This window comes from Geodermatophilus sp. SYSU D00815, from assembly GCF_054050035.1.
This window is the reverse complement of the sequence record NZ_JBJGYO010000015.1, coordinates 42,954-59,419: the sequence shown is the minus strand read 5'-3', so window position 1 is coordinate 59,419 and position 16,466 is coordinate 42,954. Positions and strand designations below refer to the sequence as shown.

General features: G+C 75.3%; 18 protein-coding genes. 5 read left to right on the top strand and 13 right to left on the bottom strand.

The window, feature by feature from the left end; genetic code table 11:
* The first annotated feature begins 20 nt into the window (after window positions 1–20).
* Window positions 21–815: a cupin domain-containing protein gene (locus ACI78S_RS16640; RefSeq protein ID WP_456975281.1), complete on the top strand. Its 795-nt coding sequence runs from the start codon at window positions 21–23 to the stop codon at window positions 813–815.
* Between the two features lie 9 nt (window positions 816–824).
* Window positions 825–968, top strand: a complete 144-nt coding sequence (locus ACI78S_RS16635) for a helix-turn-helix domain-containing protein (RefSeq protein WP_456975279.1) — start codon at window positions 825–827, stop codon at window positions 966–968.
* Here ACI78S_RS16635 and ACI78S_RS16630 read toward each other — a convergent pair whose 3' ends face one another.
* The 6 genes from ACI78S_RS16630 to ACI78S_RS16605 all read right to left on the bottom strand — a co-directional run bounded on the left by ACI78S_RS16630 (window position 969) and on the right by ACI78S_RS16605 (window position 7,389).
* Window positions 969–1,397 carry a DUF1622 domain-containing protein gene (locus ACI78S_RS16630; protein WP_456975277.1) on the bottom strand — a complete coding sequence of 143 codons (429 nt, stop codon included), beginning with the start codon at window positions 1,395–1,397 and terminating at the stop codon, window positions 969–971.
* Between the two features lie 83 nt (window positions 1,398–1,480).
* Window positions 1,481–1,735, bottom strand: coding sequence for a hypothetical protein (locus ACI78S_RS16625; RefSeq protein ID WP_456975275.1), 255 nt, complete (start codon window positions 1,733–1,735; stop codon window positions 1,481–1,483).
* Between the two features lie 281 nt (window positions 1,736–2,016).
* Window positions 2,017–4,878 (bottom strand): vitamin B12-dependent ribonucleotide reductase, encoded by a 2,862-nt coding sequence (locus ACI78S_RS16620; protein ID WP_456975273.1) that lies wholly within the window; start codon window positions 4,876–4,878, stop codon window positions 2,017–2,019.
* A gap of 150 nt (window positions 4,879–5,028) precedes the next feature.
* On the bottom strand, window positions 5,029–5,550 hold the full coding sequence (gene nrdR / locus ACI78S_RS16615; protein ID WP_456975271.1) for a transcriptional regulator NrdR: 522 nt from the start codon (window positions 5,548–5,550) through the stop codon (window positions 5,029–5,031).
* Window positions 5,551–5,911: 361 nt separating this feature from the next.
* Window positions 5,912–6,655 (bottom strand): hypothetical protein, encoded by a 744-nt coding sequence (locus ACI78S_RS16610; protein WP_456975269.1) that lies wholly within the window; start codon window positions 6,653–6,655, stop codon window positions 5,912–5,914.
* Window positions 6,656–6,807: 152 nt separating this feature from the next.
* Window positions 6,808–7,389, bottom strand: coding sequence for a LysM peptidoglycan-binding domain-containing protein (locus tag ACI78S_RS16605; RefSeq protein WP_456975267.1), 582 nt, complete (start codon window positions 7,387–7,389; stop codon window positions 6,808–6,810).
* Window positions 7,390–7,608: 219 nt separating this feature from the next.
* Here ACI78S_RS16605 and lexA point away from each other — a divergent pair, with 219 nt between their 5' ends.
* Window positions 7,609–8,403, top strand: coding sequence for a transcriptional repressor LexA (gene lexA, locus ACI78S_RS16600; protein ID WP_456975265.1), 795 nt, complete (start codon window positions 7,609–7,611; stop codon window positions 8,401–8,403).
* 22 nt (window positions 8,404–8,425) lie between these two features.
* Here the strand turns inward: lexA and ACI78S_RS16595 are convergent, their stop codons facing one another.
* From ACI78S_RS16595 to ACI78S_RS16580, 4 genes are all read right to left on the bottom strand, one after another.
* Window positions 8,426–9,463, bottom strand: coding sequence for a hypothetical protein (locus ACI78S_RS16595; RefSeq protein ID WP_456975263.1), 1,038 nt, complete (start codon window positions 9,461–9,463; stop codon window positions 8,426–8,428).
* A 4-nt stretch (window positions 9,464–9,467) separates the two neighbouring features.
* Window positions 9,468–10,211 (bottom strand): phosphatase PAP2 family protein, encoded by a 744-nt coding sequence (locus ACI78S_RS16590; protein ID WP_456975261.1) that lies wholly within the window; start codon window positions 10,209–10,211, stop codon window positions 9,468–9,470.
* 66 nt (window positions 10,212–10,277) lie between these two features.
* Window positions 10,278–11,693: a GTPase HflX gene (gene hflX, locus ACI78S_RS16585; protein WP_456975259.1), complete on the bottom strand. Its 1,416-nt coding sequence runs from the start codon at window positions 11,691–11,693 to the stop codon at window positions 10,278–10,280.
* Window positions 11,694–11,769: 76 nt separating this feature from the next.
* Window positions 11,770–12,297 (bottom strand): ArsR/SmtB family transcription factor, encoded by a 528-nt coding sequence (locus tag ACI78S_RS16580; protein ID WP_456975257.1) that lies wholly within the window; start codon window positions 12,295–12,297, stop codon window positions 11,770–11,772.
* A gap of 69 nt (window positions 12,298–12,366) precedes the next feature.
* Between ACI78S_RS16580 and ACI78S_RS16575 the strand changes: the two genes are divergently transcribed.
* Together ACI78S_RS16575 and ACI78S_RS16570 are read left to right on the top strand one after the other, a co-directional pair.
* Window positions 12,367–13,647: an MFS transporter gene (locus tag ACI78S_RS16575; protein ID WP_456975255.1), complete on the top strand. Its 1,281-nt coding sequence runs from the start codon at window positions 12,367–12,369 to the stop codon at window positions 13,645–13,647.
* Window positions 13,648–13,656: 9 nt separating this feature from the next.
* Window positions 13,657–13,872, top strand: coding sequence for a hypothetical protein (locus tag ACI78S_RS16570; RefSeq protein WP_456975253.1), 216 nt, complete (start codon window positions 13,657–13,659; stop codon window positions 13,870–13,872).
* On the opposite strand, the gene dapF is transcribed toward ACI78S_RS16570, so the two are convergent.
* The 3 genes from dapF to ACI78S_RS16555 are packed head-to-tail and all read right to left on the bottom strand — an operon-like array spanning window position 13,869 to window position 16,359.
* Window positions 13,869–14,735 (bottom strand): diaminopimelate epimerase, encoded by an 867-nt coding sequence (dapF, locus tag ACI78S_RS16565; protein WP_456975252.1) that lies wholly within the window; start codon window positions 14,733–14,735, stop codon window positions 13,869–13,871. The genes ACI78S_RS16570 and dapF overlap by 4 nt on opposite strands.
* Complete coding sequence (gene miaA / locus ACI78S_RS16560) at window positions 14,732–15,655, bottom strand: tRNA (adenosine(37)-N6)-dimethylallyltransferase MiaA (RefSeq protein ID WP_456975250.1); 924 nt, start codon at window positions 15,653–15,655, stop codon at window positions 14,732–14,734. Before miaA ends, dapF begins: the two co-directional genes overlap by 4 nt.
* On the bottom strand, window positions 15,652–16,359 hold the full coding sequence (locus tag ACI78S_RS16555; RefSeq protein WP_456975248.1) for a hypothetical protein: 708 nt from the start codon (window positions 16,357–16,359) through the stop codon (window positions 15,652–15,654). The genes miaA and ACI78S_RS16555 overlap by 4 nt, the downstream gene beginning before the upstream one ends.
* Between the last annotated feature and the right edge of the window lie 107 nt (window positions 16,360–16,466).

Genomic DNA, 16,466 nt, shown 5'->3' with positions numbered 1-16,466 from the left:
CCCGGCGGCACAGTGGGCCGGTGACCACCTCGCGCAGGCCGTGGACGGCGGCCGACCCGCTCGGCGGTGTGCTCGCCGACCTGCGGATGCGCGGCACGTTCTACTGCCGGGCCGAGGGGACGGCGCCCTGGGGCCTGGAGATGCCGGCCCTCGACGGGTGCCTGAGCTTCCACGTGATCACCGAGGGCGGCTGCCGGCTGGAGGTCGGGGGCACCGTGCACACCCTGGGGTCCGGCGACCTGGCGCTCGTGCCGCACGGCCGCGGTCACCTGCTGCGCAGCGGTCCCGGAGCCCCGATCGCCGGCCGCGCCGATCTGCTGCCGCAGGAGTTCCTCGCCGAGCACTACTCGGTGCTGCGGCTCGGCGGTGGCGGCTCCCTCGCCGGGATGTTCTGCGGCGTCGTGGAGATCGACCGGCCCGGAGCGGCGCACGTGCTGGACCTGCTGCCGCCGGTGCTGGTCCTCTCCGGCCGCGACGCCCGGCACTCCGGGTGGTTGCCGGTGGTGCTCGGGCTGCTCGCCGACGAGGTGCGCCACGACCGCCCGGGCGCGGAGGCGGTCGTCACCCGCCTGGCCGACGTCGTCGTCATCCAGGCGATCCGGGCGTGGCTGGAGACCGGCGGCGACTCCCCCGGCTGGCTGCGGGCGTTGCGCGACCCGCAGATCGGGCGGGTGGTCGCGCTGGTCCACCAGGACCCCGGGGCCGCCTGGACGCTCGACGGCATGGCGCGGGAGGCCCGCATGTCCCGGTCGGCCTTCGCCGCCCGCTTCACCGAGCTCGCCGGGGAGCCCGCCATGCGGTACGTGACGCGCTAGCGCATGCACGTGGCGGGGACCGCCCTCACCCGCGGCGCGCGGGTCGGCGAGCTGGCGCGGGACCTCGGGTACGAGTCGGAGACGGCCTTCGCCCGGGCGTACAAGCGGGTGGCCGGGACGACGCCCGGCGCGGCCCGGACCGCGTCCTCCTGATCAGCTGGGCGTGAGCCCCTCGTCCTCCGCCGTCGCCTCCGCGGTGGCCCGCCGCCCGGCCGCGCGGAGCCGGCCGGCGCCGCTCACGAACGCGCGGCGCCACGGGGCGACGCCCTCGATCTCGATCTCCAGGGAGAAGCTGAGGACCGTCCGGATCAGCACGATCGCGCCGAGGACGAGCACGTTCTCGGCGGTCGGCGCGACGACGACGGTGCGCACCAGGTCGGCCGCGACCAGGATCTCCAGGCCGAGCAGGATGACGGCGCCGAACGACTCCCGGAGCACCCGGTAGGCCCGCCGGCCGTCGTGGGCGTGGCGCCAGGACCGCCCGGCCAGCACGACCGCGACGACCAGCCCGCCGAGCAGCACGAGCGCACCGAGGGCCTCGAACGCCTGGGCGACGCGCTCCATCACCTCGGAGAACGACATGCCGGCGGATCCTGGCCCGCACCAGGCCCGGGCACGTCACCCGCAGCAGAGGAGCTGCACGGCCGGCGGCCCGGGCCCGGCTGCTACGCCACGGCGCGCAGGTCGCCCGTCGCCGTCAGGTCCGCGTAGGCGTCGTCGATCGTGCCGCGGCTGACGACGAGCTCCCGGACCGCCTGGCCGCGCACCAGGTACAGCCGGTCGCCCGCGTCGGGCTCGAACACCGCCGCGTCGCGGAAGCGGAAGGCGTGCCAGAGCGGCACCACGCCACTCAGCTCGGCGGTGAGGTCCCGCCCCAGCCACCGGCTCAGGACGGTCACCTCGTCGACGAACTCGCCCATGTCCCGCTCCTCCCTGACGCCCCTGCCGCGCTGACCGACCGGATCATCGAGCAGGACGCCGTCGCGCGGGGTGCGCCGTGAGCGGTGGTCACGGAGTCGTCATGAACCCGTCATGGACGCCGCCACGCGGCCGGGCAGGGACCCGGTGCACGGGACACGGGCGGACCCGCCGGTGGGCCGCGCACGGACCGCCTTCTCGGCCGGCGGCGGCGTCCCGCACGACGACCGGCGCCCCGGCCCGCGCGGAGCGGGACCGGGGCGCCGGTGGGTTCAGCGGCTGATCAGCTGCAGCCGCTGGTGGAGCCGCAGCCCTCGCAGACGTAGCAGCTGCCGGCGGGGCGCATCTTCGTGCCGCAGGTCATGCACAGCGGCGCGTCGGTGACGTTGCCGGTGACCAGCTCGAGCAGCTCGGCCGAGGAGTGCGCCTCCTTGGCCGGCTTCTCCGCCTTGGGCTCCGGCTTGCGCTCGTCGGTGGGCACCGAGCTGCGCAGCGCCTCGACGTCGACCTCCTCCTCCTCGACGACCGTGCCGGCCGACGCGGAGGTGTCGTAGCCGGACACCTGGGCGGCCCGCTCCTCGGCGGTGAAGATGCCGAGGGTCGCGCGGGTCTCGACCGGCAGGTGGTCCAGCGCCAGGCGGCGGAAGATGTAGTCCATCACCGACTGGGCGATCCGGATGTCCGGGTCGTCGGTCATGCCGGCCGGCTCGAAGCGCATGTTGGTGAACTTCTGGATGTAGGTCTCCAGCGGCACACCGTGCTGCAGCGCGATCGACAGCGCGATCGAGAAGGCGTCCATGACACCGGCCAGGGTCGAGCCCTGCTTGCCGAGCTTGAGGAACACCTCGCCGAGGCTGCCGTCCTCGTACATCCCGGCGGTCATGTAGCCCTCGGCGCCGGCGACGCTGAACGAGGTCGTCATGCTCGTCCGCTTCTTCGGCAGCCGCTTGCGCACCGGGTGGGCCAGCGCCGTCGGGGCGGCCTCGACCTTCACCTCGGCGTCGGCCTTCTTCGCCTTGGCGTCGGAGAGGGGCTGGCCGACCTTGCAGTTGTCGCGGTAGATGGCCAGCGCCTTGAGGCCGAGCTTCCAACCCTGGAAGTAGATGTTCTCGACGTCCTCGACGGTGGCCGACTCCGGCATGTTGACCGTCTTGCTGATGGCGCCGGAGATGAACGGCTGGACCGCCGCCATCATCCGCACGTGGCCCATCGGGGAGATGGCCCGCTCGCCCATGGCGCAGTCGAAGACCTCGTAGTGCTCCGGCCGCAGGCTCGGGGCGTTGACCACGTGGCCGTGCTCGGCGATGTACTCGACGATCGCCTCGATCTGCTCCTCCTGGTAGCCCAGGCTCTTGAGCGCGCGCGGCACCGTCTGGTTGACGATCTGCATCGAGCCGCCGCCGACCAGCTTCTTGAACTTGACCAGCGAGAAGTCCGGCTCGATGCCGGTCGTGTCGCAGTCCATCATGAAGCCGATCGTGCCGGTGGGGGCGAGCACCGAGGCCTGGGCGTTGCGCCAGCCGTTCTCGGCGCCGATGGCCAGGCACTCCTGCCACTCGGCGGTGGCCGCCCTGAGCACGTCGGCGTCGTCGGCGCCGACCGGGCGGATGGCGTCGTTGGCCGCGGCGTGCTTGCGCATCACGCGGGCGTGGGCGTCGGCGTTGCGGGCGAAGCCGTCGTACGCGCCGACGATGCCGGCCAGCTCGGCCGAGCGCCGGTAGGCGGTGCCGGTCATCAGCGAGGTGATGGCCGCCGCGAGGGTCTGGCCGCCGCGCGAGTCGTAGGCGTGGCCGGTGGCCATGAGCAGCGCGCCCAGGTTGGCGTAACCGATGCCGAGCTGGCGGTAGGCCCGGGTGGTCTCCCCGATCGGCTCGGTCGGGAAGTCGGCGAAGCAGATCGAGATGTCCATCGCGGTGATGACCAGCTCGACGGCCTTGACGAAGTTCTTGGTGTCGAAGGTCCCGTCGTCCTTGAGGAACTTCATCAGGTTCAGCGACGCAAGGTTGCACGAGCTGTTGTCGAGGCTCATGTACTCCGAGCACGGGTTGGACGCGTTGATCCGGCCGGTCTCGGGGTTGGTGTGCCAGTCGTTGATCGTGTCGTCGTACTGGATGCCCGGGTCGGCGCACTCCCAGGCGGCCTGCGTGACCTTGCGGAACAGCGTCTTGGCGTCGACGGTCTCGATGACCGAGCCGTCGAGCCGCGCCCGCAGCCCGAACTCGGTGCCCTCCTCGACCGCGCGCATGAACTCGTCGGAGACCCGCACCGAGTTGTTGGCGTTCTGGTACTGGACGCTGGTGATGTCCTTGCCGCCGAGGTCCATGTCGTACCCGGCGTCGCGCAGCGCGCGGATCTTGTCCTCCTCGCGCGCCTTGGTCTCGATGAACTCCTCGATGTCGGGGTGGTCGATGTCGAGGACGACCATCTTGGCCGCGCGGCGGGTGGCGCCGCCGGACTTGATGGTCCCGGCGGAGGCGTCGGCACCGCGCATGAAGCTGACCGGGCCGGAGGCGGTGCCGCCGGAGGAGAGCAGCTCCTTGGAGGAGCGGATGCGGGAGAGGTTGAGGCCGGCACCCGAGCCGCCCTTGAAGATGAGCCCCTCCTCCCGGTACCAGTTCAGGATCGAGTCCATCGTGTCGTCGACGGCGAGGATGAAGCAGGCGCTGACCTGCTGCGGCGCGCTGGTGCCGACGTTGAACCAGACCGGCGAGTTGAAGCTGAAGTACTGGTGCAGCAGCATCCAGGTGAGCTCGTGCTCGAAGATCTCGGCGTCGCCCTCGCTGGCGAAGTAGCCGTGCTCGCGGCCGGCCGCCCCGTAGGTCAGGACGACCCGGTCGATGAGCTGGCGCAGGCTGCTCTCCCGCTGCGGGGTCCCCACCGCCCCGCGGAAGTACTTCGTCGTGACGATGTTCGTCGCGTTGATGCTCCACTCGGCGGGGAACTCCACGCCGCGCTGCTCGAAGTTGATCGAGCCGTCACGCCAGTTGGTCATGACGACGTCGCGGCGCTCCCAGGTCACCTCGTCGTACGGGTGCACCCCGGCGGTGGTGAAGACCCGCTTGACCTTCAGGCCCTTCCCCCGGGCAGGCGCCTTGCCCCCGCGGCGGCTGCGGGCGGTGGACAGGCGGTCGTCGGTCTCGGTCATGAGTTGGAGCTCTCCCTTGGTGCGGCTGCGGCTGGGGAAGCGCCGCGATCGGTGGTGCCCTGACTGGTGTGTAGCGGGTGGTGCTGACAGTTCTCGCTGGTCGTGCTCGGGTTCCGGCGCCGGCGCCGGAGGTGGTCCGCGGCCCGGTGGCTAGGTGCGCCCGCCCCGGCGGCGGGTCGGCGGGCCCTCCGGCGGCAGGCCCGGCAGCGGCGGGGTGCCGCCGGGCAGGTGGCGCGCGCGCAGCTCGGTGATCTCCTTCTCGAAGTCCTCGAGCGAGTCGAACGCGCGGTAGACGCTGGCGAAGCGGAGGTAGGCCACCTCGTCGAGCTCCCGCAGCGGGCGCAGGATGGCCAGGCCGACCTCCTGGCTGGGCACCTCGGCCGCACCGGTGGCGCGGATGGCGTCCTCGACCTGCTGCGCGAGCTGCTGCAGCTGCGCCTCGTCGACCGGCCGCCCCTGGCAGGCGCGGCGCACGCCGGCGACCACCTTGCTGCGGTTGAACGGCTCGCTCACCCCGCTGCGCTTGACGACGGCCAGCACCGCCTCCTCGACGGTGGTGAACCGGCGCCCGCAGGCGGGGCAGGACCGGCGTCGCCGGGTGGTGGCGCCCTCGTCGGCCTCGCGCGAGTCGATGACCCGGCTGTCGGGGTTGTGGCAGAACGGGCACCGCACGGCGATCGACCCCCTCCCGCGGCTCGCCCCAGGCCCCGCCCGACCCGCTCCCTGTGGACCCCCCTGGGGACATCCGGTGGACGTCCCGGGGAGAACCTGAGGACCGGGTGTGGACGGGCTTACAGACCTGTAACTACTAGATGTAGGGGAACCCTAGGGCGGGCTCCACTACATGTGCAAGACGACGCGCGAGACTTCTGTTCCGCCGTGACCAGCCGCAACACCGCGACCCAGCAGTCACACGACACGCCGCGCGACTCGCCCACGCGGGTGGCGACCGCCGAGCCGCGGGTGCATCCTGCGCACCCCGCGGCACACCGGGAGCGGGCGGCCGGTGATCCGGCGGGGACCCCGCCCGGCCCTAGACCCCGGTGAGCGTGTCGTCCCAGCGGGCGGCCCGGGGCTTGGGCACCGCACCTGCGCGCCCCACCCCGTCGAGGCGCATCGGCCGGGTGAAGAGGTCGGGCTCGGGCGAGGGGACCACCGCGGGGACGGGCGCTTCGGGGCCCCGCGGGGCGGGAACCCGTGGGGCCTGCCCGGTCGCGGCGACGAGCACGCCCGTGTCGGCGGCACGGTGCCGACCGGTGCCGGCCGGCGCGGCCGGCGCGCGGTGCCGCCCCGCCGGGACGGGCGCCTCCACCGCCGGGAACTCCGCGGTCTCCCCCACGACCCGGGAGTCGGCACGCCGGCGCCGGCCGGCCGGGTGGCTCGCGCGGCTCGCCGCGTCGCCCCGGTACGCCGGCAGCCCCCGGGTCGCGGCCGGGTCGGCCACGGTGCCCGTCGCACGCGCGGCCCCGGGCGCGGCCGGACGCCCGCGGCGCGCCGCCCCGGCGGTCGCCACGTCGGCCAGGCGCATGCTGCGGGTGGCGGCGGGGTCGTCGGCCGACGTGGGCGCGACCGCGAGGCGCCGCTCCGGCAGGCGGAGGCACTCGAGCTCCGTCCACACGGACTCCTCGACGCCACCCACGGTGAGCCGGACCCGCACCTGGCAGCCGCCGTCGGCGTCGTGCCGCCAGCCGAGGAGCGAGCCGGGCAGCCACTCGCCCGCCGAGTAGACCTCGACGGCCTGCGGCTGGCTGGTGAACACCGCTGCACGACTTCCCATGGCGCCTGGCACGCGACGACCGTATGCGTCCGGGTCAGCACAGAGCGTGAAGGCTCGGGTACTGAGGGTTGACGAAGTCGAGCCCTCGATCTTGTCGGTGTCCTTGCGGCCGGCCGCCCGTCCGTCGACCCCACCGCCCCGCTCGGGGGACCTCAGGGCAGCTCCAGCACCTGCCCCGGCACCAGCGCGGTGCCGTCGAGGTGGTTGACCCGCTGGAGGGCGTCGACCACGGCCCGGACGTCCTGGCCGGGGGCGAGCGTGCCCGCGATCGACCACAGCGTGTCACCCGGCCGCACGACCACGCGGCTCTCCCCCACCAGCTGCAGGCCGGCCTCGTCCCCTCCCGTGACGAGCGGCCCCACCCAGGCCCCCAGTGCCACCCCGGCGCCGAGCGCGAGGACCACGGCCATCCGGCGGGCTCGCCGGGTGAGCCGCACCGGGGCCGGCCGCGGCCGCCGCCGGGGCGTGCACCCTCCGTGCACCGTGCGCACGGTCGGCGCCGGCGGCGCGGCGGGCGCCCGACCGCCCGGCGCCCGGCCGGGTACCGGGCGGCGCGGGCGGGGTGGGGGCGGGACGGCGGCAGGCGTCCGCCCGACCCGGGCGCGCGTCGGACCGGGGACCTCCACCGCCGGGCGGACGGGGTGCGCGGGGCGGGCCACGGCCCGCAGCGACGGGCGCCACGGCGCCTGCACCGCCTCGTCGAACTCCAGCACGGCCTGCTGCACGCTTCCCACGGCCACTCCTCCCGACGTTGCGGACCCGTCGCGTTCTCGAACGTCTGTTCGAATCGAACGCCTGATCGATGTCTACCGGAGCGCGCCGACAGAAGCGACCCGACACGGCCGCCCTTCGAACGTGTGTTTGATTCTTCGCGTCGACAGCGCTACCGTCTGCCACGACGACGGACGGACGCGTGGGACGGTGGGCACCGGCCCGGCGGGCGAGGAGGAGACGTGGCGAGCACGAGGGGGACGTCGGGCGGTCGCCGGGCAGCCGGCGACGGCACGGGGACGAGCACCCGGCGCCGGGCCGCGGCCACCGCGGAGCCGGCCGGGACGGCGACGGAGGAGCGGACGGCCGCCGTCCGCGCCTTCCCCGACCGCGCGGACGCCGGCGACGGGCTCACCCAGCGGCAGCGCCGTGTCCTCGAGGTCATCCGCGACTCGGTCGAGCGGCGCGGCTACCCGCCGTCGGTGCGGGAGATCGGCGAGGCGGTCGGGCTCTCCTCGGCGTCCTCGGTCGCGCACCAGCTGTCGGTGCTGCAGAAGAAGGGCTGGCTGCGCCGCGACCCCAACCGCCCCCGCGCCCTCGACGTGCGGCTGCCCGGCGACCACGCCCTGCCCGCGGCCCCCGTGGCCGACGACGCGGCGCCGGCGCCCACCTACGTCCCGCTCGTGGGCCGGATCGCCGCCGGTGGGCCGGTGCTCGCCGAGCAGGCGGTCGAGGACGTCTTCCCGCTGCCGCGCGAGCTGGTCGGCGACGGCACGCTGTTCATGCTCAAGGTGGCCGGTGACTCGATGGTCGAGGCGGCGATCTGCGACGGCGACTGGGTGGTCGTGCGACAGCAGCCGACCGCCGAGAACGGCGAGATCGTCGCGGCCATGATCGACGGCGAGGCCACCGTCAAGACCTACAAGCGCCGCGACGGGCACGTCTGGCTGCTGCCCCACAACCCAGCGTACGAGCCCATCCCGGGTGACGACGCGACGATCCTCGGCCGGGTCGTCACCGTCCTGCGCCGGGTCTGAGCCCGGCCCGCGGGGCGGGGTCCTAGACCCCGCTCCGCCGCAGCCGCCGGAGCAGGCTGCCCACCCCCACGACGATCGTGGCGACCGCCGCGGCGACGAGCGCCGCGGTGAAGGTGGGCGGGCCCGCGCCGGTCGCGCCGGGCGCGGCCGACGACGCCGCGGCGGCCACCGGTGCCAGCTGGGCGGTCGCCGCCACGAGCGTCACGTTCCCCGGTGGCCCCTCGCCGGCGACCACGAGCTGGCGGTCGTCGGCGCTGAAGCTGATCGCCTCGCCCTGCGGCTCGGCGGGTAGGGCGAGGCGCACCGGTTCGCCGGCGAGCGCACCGGGCACGTCGGAGCCGCTCAGCGGCCACACGTAGGCGTCGGTGTAGGTGCGCAGCGCCAGCAGACGCCCGTCGCGGGAGACCGCTCCCCCGGTGGCCATGAGCTGGCCGGCCCGGCCTACCGGACCGCCCTGGGTGCCGGTCAGGGTGAAGCTCACGGTGCCGACGCGCTCGAGGGGCACCGTCCCGCCGTCGGCCAGCGGCGCGGCCGGCCGGTAGACGCCGCTCGCGCCGAGCACCTCCTTGGTGACCAGGTACGGGGTGCCGTCCGGGGCCAGCAGCAGCGACTCCGCGTCGTGCGGACCGTCGGGGTAGGTCAGCCGGTGGACGCCGGTGCTCCCGTCCGGCCGCAGCGCCAGCAGCGCGACCGTCGGCCGGTCGAGCCGGTTGTCGCCGATGTCGGCCAGCCACACCGTGCCGTCCGCGCCGACGGCCAGGTCCTCGGGGTCGTAGGGGTCGACCGTGCCGGTGCGCGACTCCACCACCTGGCAGGCGGCGTCGAGCACGTGGACGGCCAGCTGCTCGCCGCCGTCGTTCATCGCCACCATGCGGTCGCCCACGACGACCAGGCCCGACAGCTCGGCCAGCCGGGGATCGGTGACCTGGCACAGCGTCTGCGGCGCGCCGGAGCCACCGGCGGCCGACCCGGGTGCGGCGGGCGCCGCGCCGGCGGGGACGGCGGGGCCGAGGGCGAGCGTCGCGACGAGCGCGCCGGCCGTCAGGAGGCGCGCGGGCACGCGACTACGCGGACCGGCCGTCTCGGGCACGAACCCAGCGTGACAGAACCGTCGCGTCGAGTGCATGCACCACGCCCAGCAGCAGGATGCCGACGGCGCCGCCCACGACCGCGTCGGTGACCCAGTGGAAGTCCAGCGACACCATCGCCACGGCCGTGGCGACGGGGCCCAGGATCGACAACCACCACAGCGCGCGCTGCACCCGGGCGGGCAACCCGAACTCCACGGCCTGCCAGCGGGCGACGCCCCACATGAGGACGGCGTTGGCGACGTGGCCCGACGGGTAGGACTCGCCGTCCCGGTGGAAGAACGAGCCGGGGTACGCCGGGGCGGTGCGGCCGGTGCCGTACTTGAAGCCGTAGACCACCACGGTGAGCAGGAAGAGCGCCACCAGGACGCGCAGCAGCGGCAGCAGCGTGCGGCGCGACCAGCAGGTGTAGCCGACCAGCACGGCCAGCATCAGCAGGATGAACCCGCGGCCGCCGAGCTGGGTGACCGCCCAGACCGGCCAGTACGCCGCCGAGTCGCGCAGCCCCCAGGAGCTGACGACCTCGGAGACCCGCAGGTCCATCCACTCCAACCAGCCGCGGCTGAGCAGGTCGACGGTGACCACGGCGGTGACCACCGCCGCCACCCCGGCCAGCCACCAGGACGGCCGGCCGTCCGAGACGGCGCGGCCCGGCTCCGGCGGCGGGCCGGGAACGGCGGACGGGTCGCCGGGTGGCCGTCGCACCGCGCCGCTCGTCACGGCGTCACGGTACCGGGCCGTGACCCGATCGTGATCTCCATCGCCCGGACGGGTGGCGCGCGCCGCTCAGGCGGTCGGCGCCGCGAACTCCTCCAGGGCCGCGGCCAGGGCGCCGTCGACGCGCGCGGTGAGCCGCGTGCCCCCGGCCTCGTGCTCCTCGGAGAGGACCTCGCCGTCGCGGTGGACCCGGGCCACGAGGTCGCCGCGGCCGTAGGGCACCAGCACGTCGACGTCGACGTCCGGGTGCGGCAGCCGCGCCGCGACCTCGTCGCGGAGCCGGTCGATGCCCAGCCCCGTCTTCGCCGAGACCCACACCGCGCCGGGCAGCGCCTGGCGCAGCGCGAGCACGTCGTCCTCGGTCATCGCGTCGACCTTGTTGACGACGACGAGCTCGGGCACGGCGGCGGCGTCGATCTCCGACAGCACGGTGTGCACCGCGTTGATCTGGCCGAGCGGGTCGGGGTCGGAGCCGTCGACCACGTGCAGCAGCAGATCGGCGGCGGCGACCTCCTCGAGCGTCGACCGGAACGCGTCGACCAGCTGGTGCGGCAGGTGCCGCACGAAGCCCACGGTGTCGGTCAGCGTGTACTCGCGGCCGTCGGGCGCCTGCGCCCGGCGGACGGTCGGGTCGAGGGTGGCGAACAGCGCGTTCTGCACGAGCACGCCGGCGCCGGTGAGCTGGTTGAGCAGGCTCGACTTGCCGGCGTTGGTGTACCCGGCGATCGCCACGCTGGGGACGGCGTTGCGCCCCCGGCTCGAGCGCTGGGTGGCCCGCGCGGTGGCCATGCCCGCGATCTCGCGGCGCAGCTTGCTCATGCGGGCCCGGATGCGCCGCCGGTCGGTCTCGATCTTCGTCTCACCGGGGCCGCGGGTGCCGATCCCGCCACCGCCGGCGACGCGGCCACCGGCCTGCCGGGACAGCGACTCACCCCAGCCGCGCAGCCGCGGCAGCATGTACTGCATCTGGGCGAGCTCGACCTGCGCCTTGCCCTCCCGGCTGCTGGCGTGCTGGGCGAAGATGTCGAGGATCAGCGCCGTCCGGTCGACGACCTTGACCTTGAGGATCTTCTCCAGCGCGTTGAGCTGGCCGGGGGTCAGCTCGCCGTCGCAGATCACGGTGTCGGCGCCGGTGGCGGCGACGATGTCGCGGATCTCGGCGGCCTTGCCCGAGCCGACGTACGTGCCGGCGTCGGGCGTGGAGCGGCGCTGGTTGACCGCCTCGAGGACGACGGAGCCGGCGGTCTCGGCCAGCGCGGCGAGCTCGGCGAGGGACCGGTCGGCGTCGGCCGCCGTCCCCTCGGTCCAGACGCCGACCAGCACGACGCGCTCCAGGCGCAGCCGGCGGTACTCGACCTCGGTGATGTCGGAGAGCTCGGTCGACAGCCCGGCGACGCGCCGGAGGGCACCGCGCTCCTCGAGGGCGTAGGAGCCGGTGGTGTCGTCCGGCTCGTCGACGAGGGGGCGTTCGTGAGCGGTGGTCATCGGGTCCAGCGTGGCACGTGGGTCCGACACGGTCACCTGGGTTCCTGCAGCAGATGTCATCGCCGGGTACAACGCATCACGCCTCCGGGTGCATCCCGAGGTACAACGACCACCGCTCGCCGTCCGGCTCGTGCGGCCGGCGGGCGTACTCGTCGAGCAGGGCGTGCAGCCGCCGGCGGAACTCCTCGAGGTCCGCGGCCGCGAGCCGCAGCCCCAGCCGGCTGCTCTGCAGGCGCTCCTCCCCCACCTCGGCGACCTCTTCGAGGAAGGCGGCCAGCATGGGGTCGCGGGCGGGGTTCGGGCGGTCGTCGACGTCCATCAGCCAGCTCTTGCCGGTGGCCCGGTAGGGCACCTCCCGCGAGCCGCGGGCGCCCCGGCGGGCGGGTTGCGCGGCGAGGAAGCCGGTGTCGACCAGCGTGCGCACGTGGTGCAGCACCGTCGCGGGGTTGCGGCCGAGCCGCTCGGCGAGCTCCTTGTTGGTGAGCGCCTCGGACGCGCACAACCGCAGGATCCGCAGCCGGACGGCGGAGGCGACGGCGCGGTACTCCGCGTCGGTGGCCCGGCGCTTCTCCCCGCGGATCCACGGCACCTCCGGCTCGGTCACGCCGCGAGCCTAGGCGACACGCCGCCGACTGATTGACTTTCCCCAATCAGTCGGCGGAGGCTTCCCGCCGTGAGCACCCCGGAGAGCCTCTGGCGGCACGGCGACTTCCGCCGGCTGTGGGCCGCGGAGACCGTCAGCCAGGTCGGCACGCAGATCACCCTGCTGGCGCTGCCGGTCCTCGCCGTCACGCTGCTGCACGCCACCCCGCTGGAGATGGGGGTGCTCACCGCGCTGGAGACGGCGGCGTTCCTCCTGATCGGCCTGCCGGCCGGCGCCTGGGTCGACCGGTGGCGGCGCAAGCGCGTGATGGTGGTCAACGACCTGGTCCGGGCCGCGGCGCTGGCCTCGCTGCCGATCGCCTGGTGGCTCGACCTGCTGAGCCTGCCGCAGCTGTTCGTGGTGGCGGCGGTCACCGGGACGGCGACGGTCTTCTTCGACATCGCCTACCAGAGCTACCTGCCCACGCTGGTCACGCCCGACCAGATCGTCGACGGCAACGGCAAGCTGGAGAGCAGCCGCGCGGTGGCCCACGTGGCCGGGCCCGGGATCACCGGCGTCCTGCTCCGGGTCCTGGGCGCGCCGCTGCTCATCGCGTTCGACGCCCTGTCCTTCCTCCTGTCGGCGCTCTTCATCGGGCGGATCCGGCACGTCGAGGCGGTGCCCGACCGCGCCACCCGCCGGCCGCTGCGCGTGGAGATCGCCGAGGGGCTCGCCTTCGTCGTCCGCCACCCGCTGCTGCGCCGGATCGTCGCCTGCACCGGCACGGCGAACTTCGCCGGCGCGATGAGCGGCGCGCTCCTGGTGCTCTACGCGCTGCGCGAGCTCGGGCTGTCGGAGAGCACCGTCGGCATCGTCTTCGCGGCCGGCGCGGTGGGCGGCCTGGTGGGCGCGGTGACCGGGGCGCGCTTCGCCCGGTGGGTCGGCGAGGGGCGGGCCATCCCGCTGGCGTCGGTGGTGCTGCTGCCGTTCACCGCCCTGGTCCCGCTGGCGGTCCTCGGCGCCCCGGCGGTGCTGCTGGTCCTGGGGTGGTTCGGGTTCAGCTGGGCGGTCGTGGCCTACAACATCACCCAGGTCAGCTTCCGGCAGCGCCTGTGCCCGCCGCACCTGCTCGGCCGGATGAACGCCTCGGTGCGCTTCATCGTGTTCGGCACCCAGCCGCTCGGCGCCCTGCTCGGCGGGGCGCTCGGGACCTGGCTCGGCGTGGTGCCGACGCTGTGGATCTCCGTCGCCGTCAACGGGCTCGCCGCGGTGTGGGTGGTGGCGAGCCCGCTGGTGCGCATGCGGGACCTGCCGCGCGAGTGGGACGCGACCGCCGGGGACGCGCGGGTGAGCAGCACCTCCGCCGGGTAGGTGGCCCGCATGAGCGAGACCGGTGCCACCAGCACGAGCCACGACGTCGACGACCCCGGCGCGGACCCGGCGGGCCTCGACCCGCCGCGCAACGTGCTCTTCGGCGGCAGCCAGGACACCGGGCAGGGCCGGCCGGCGGGCGAGGGCAACGTCGGCCCGGCCGACAAGCCCGAACCGCCCACCGAGGAGCCGGAGAACCGGGCCGACAGCCCGGACAACCCCTAGCCGGCCAGCCACTCCCCGGTGAGCTCGCCGGCCGAGACGACGACGGCCGGGCCGGTGAGCACGGTGGTCGCGCCGTCGATCCGGACCGAGAGCCGGCCGCCGGGCACGTCGACGACGACGTCGCCGGTGGCGGCGCCGCCCGCGGTCACCGCCACGTAGGCCGACGCCACCGCGCCGGTGCCGCACGAGCGGGTCTCCCCGACACCCCGCTCGTGGACCCGCAGCCGGATGTGCCGGCCGGGGTCGAGCACGTTGACAACCTCGACGTTGACGCCCTCGGGGAACAGCGCCGGGTCGACGACGGGCGGCGCGGTGAGGTCGAGGGAGTCGACCGGCACGTCGGTGAGGCAGACCAGGTGGGGGTTGCCCATCGAGACGGCGAGCCCGGGCAGGGAGCCCCCGGGCAGCTTGGCGTCGCCGCGGCCGAACGGCCGCGCCGGCCCCATGTCGACCCAGTAGCCGCCGCCGGGCACCGCGCCCACCCGCCGCGGGCCGCCGCGGGTGCCGACCAGCACCCCGGCCTCGCAGGCGGACCGGTCCAGCAGGCCCTCGATGACGAGCACGTGGAGGAACAGCCGGATCCCGTTGCCGCACATCTCGGCCAGCGACCCGTCGGCGTTGCGGTGGTCCATGAACCACTCGCAGCGGGCGAGGTCGTCGCCGAGGACGGCCGGCGCGTCGGGCACGCGCACCGAGCGGACGACGCGGAGCACGCCGTCGCCGCCGATCCCGGCCCGCCGGTCGCACAGCCGGCGCACCAGCCCCGGCGTCAGCCGGTCGGCGGGCCAGGCGGTGCCGTCGGGGTCCGGCAGGACGACGAAGTCGTTCTCGGTGCCGTGCCCCTTGAGCACCCGGTCGGTCACGCGTCGATGGTACGGGCGCCGACGTGCGCGGTGACCGCCTCGGCCAGGTCGGGCCGGGCGGCGTCGAACCAGGTGAGCGCGGCGTCGCGGCGGAACCACGAGCGCTGCCGGCGGACGAAGCGGCGGGTGGTGCGCACGGTCCGCTCCCGCGCCTCGTCGGGGCCGAGCTCCCCGTCGAGCTGGGCCAGCACCTGGGCGTAGCCGAGCGCGCGCGCGGCGGTGGGGCCCTCCCGCAGGCCGTCGGCCGCCAGCCGCTCCACCTCGGCGACGAAGCCGGCCGCCCACATCCGCTCCACCCGCACGGCGATCCGTTCGTCGAGCTCGCCCGGCTCGCGGTCCAGGCCCACGCCGACCACCGGGTAGCGGGGCGTCGGCTCGGGCAGCGTGGCGCGGAACGGCTGCCCGGTCACCTCGAGCACCTCCAGCGCGCGCACGATCCGCCGGCCGTTGCTCGGCAGGATCGCCCCGGCCGCCTCGGGGTCCAGCCCGGCGAGCCGGGTGTGCAGCACGGCCGGGCCGACCTCCGCCAGCTCGGCGGAGAGCCGGGCCCGCACCGCCGGGTCGGTCCCCGGGATGTCCAGGTCGTCGAGGACCGCGCGCACGTAGAGGCCCGAGCCGCCGACCAGCAGGGGAACCACGCCGTCGGCGCGCAGCCGGTCGATCGCCGCCCGGGCGTGCCGGCGGTACTCGGCGACCGAGGCCGGCTCGCGGACGTGCCACAGGTCGTACACGTGGTGCGGCACCCCGCCGCGCTCCTCGGCGGTGGGCTTGGCGGTGCCGATGTCCATGCCGCGGTACAGCTGCATGGAGTCGGCGTTGACCACCTCGCCGCCCAGCCGCCGGGCCAGGTCGACGGCCAGGGCGGTCTTGCCGGTGGCGGTCGGCCCGACGACGGCGACCACGGGGGGCGGCGGGGTCACGCCACGACCCAGTCGGCGACCAGGTAGCCCACGCCGAAGGGCGCGTCGTCGTGGTGGAGGGTCGCGGTGACGCGCGCCCCGGCGAGCGCGGCACCGACCGCGCGCCAGACCGGGACCCCGGCGGCGAGCAGCCGCTCCCCCTCCGCCGGGTCGAGGGCGGCGAGGGCGGCGGCGTCGCCCTCGGCCAGCGCCGCCGCGACCGCGGCGTCGAAGGGAGCGGCGGCGTCGTCGAGGGAGCCGGGGGCCTTCGGCGTGCGGCAGGCGGAGCCGTCGCCCATGGCCAGGACGGCGACGTCGCCGGGCAGCCCGGCGAGGACGTCGGCGAGGTCCGCCGGGCCGGTGCCGAGGCGGGCGCCCGCGTGCCCCGCCCGGTCCAGCAGCCAGGCGCCGAGGGTGTGGGCCAGCGGCGTGCGCCGGCCGCCGGGGCGGACCGGACCGGAGAACGGCACCTCGAGGTCGACGCCGAAGCCGCGCAGGTCGCCGCCGTCGCCCGCCCCGAAGCGGGTGCCCGGTGCGGCGCCCGGGCCGACGACGACCACCACCTCCGGCGCGCGGGCGAGCGCCGCGGCCACCGCCGTGGTGCAGGCCGACCGCAGCGCCGCCGTGTCGGCGGCCGCCCGCCCGGCCACCTCGGGGGGCAGCAGGGGCGGGCAGGGGCAGAAGGCGACGGCGACCGTGCGCGCCCCGGCGGGGGTGGTGCTCACACCGAGAGTGTCGCCGATGCGGCGTGGGACACTGCGCTCCGTGTCGAGCACGCAGACCCCCGGAGACGGGACGCAGCAGGCCCTTCCGCCGGATGCGGCGGCTTCCG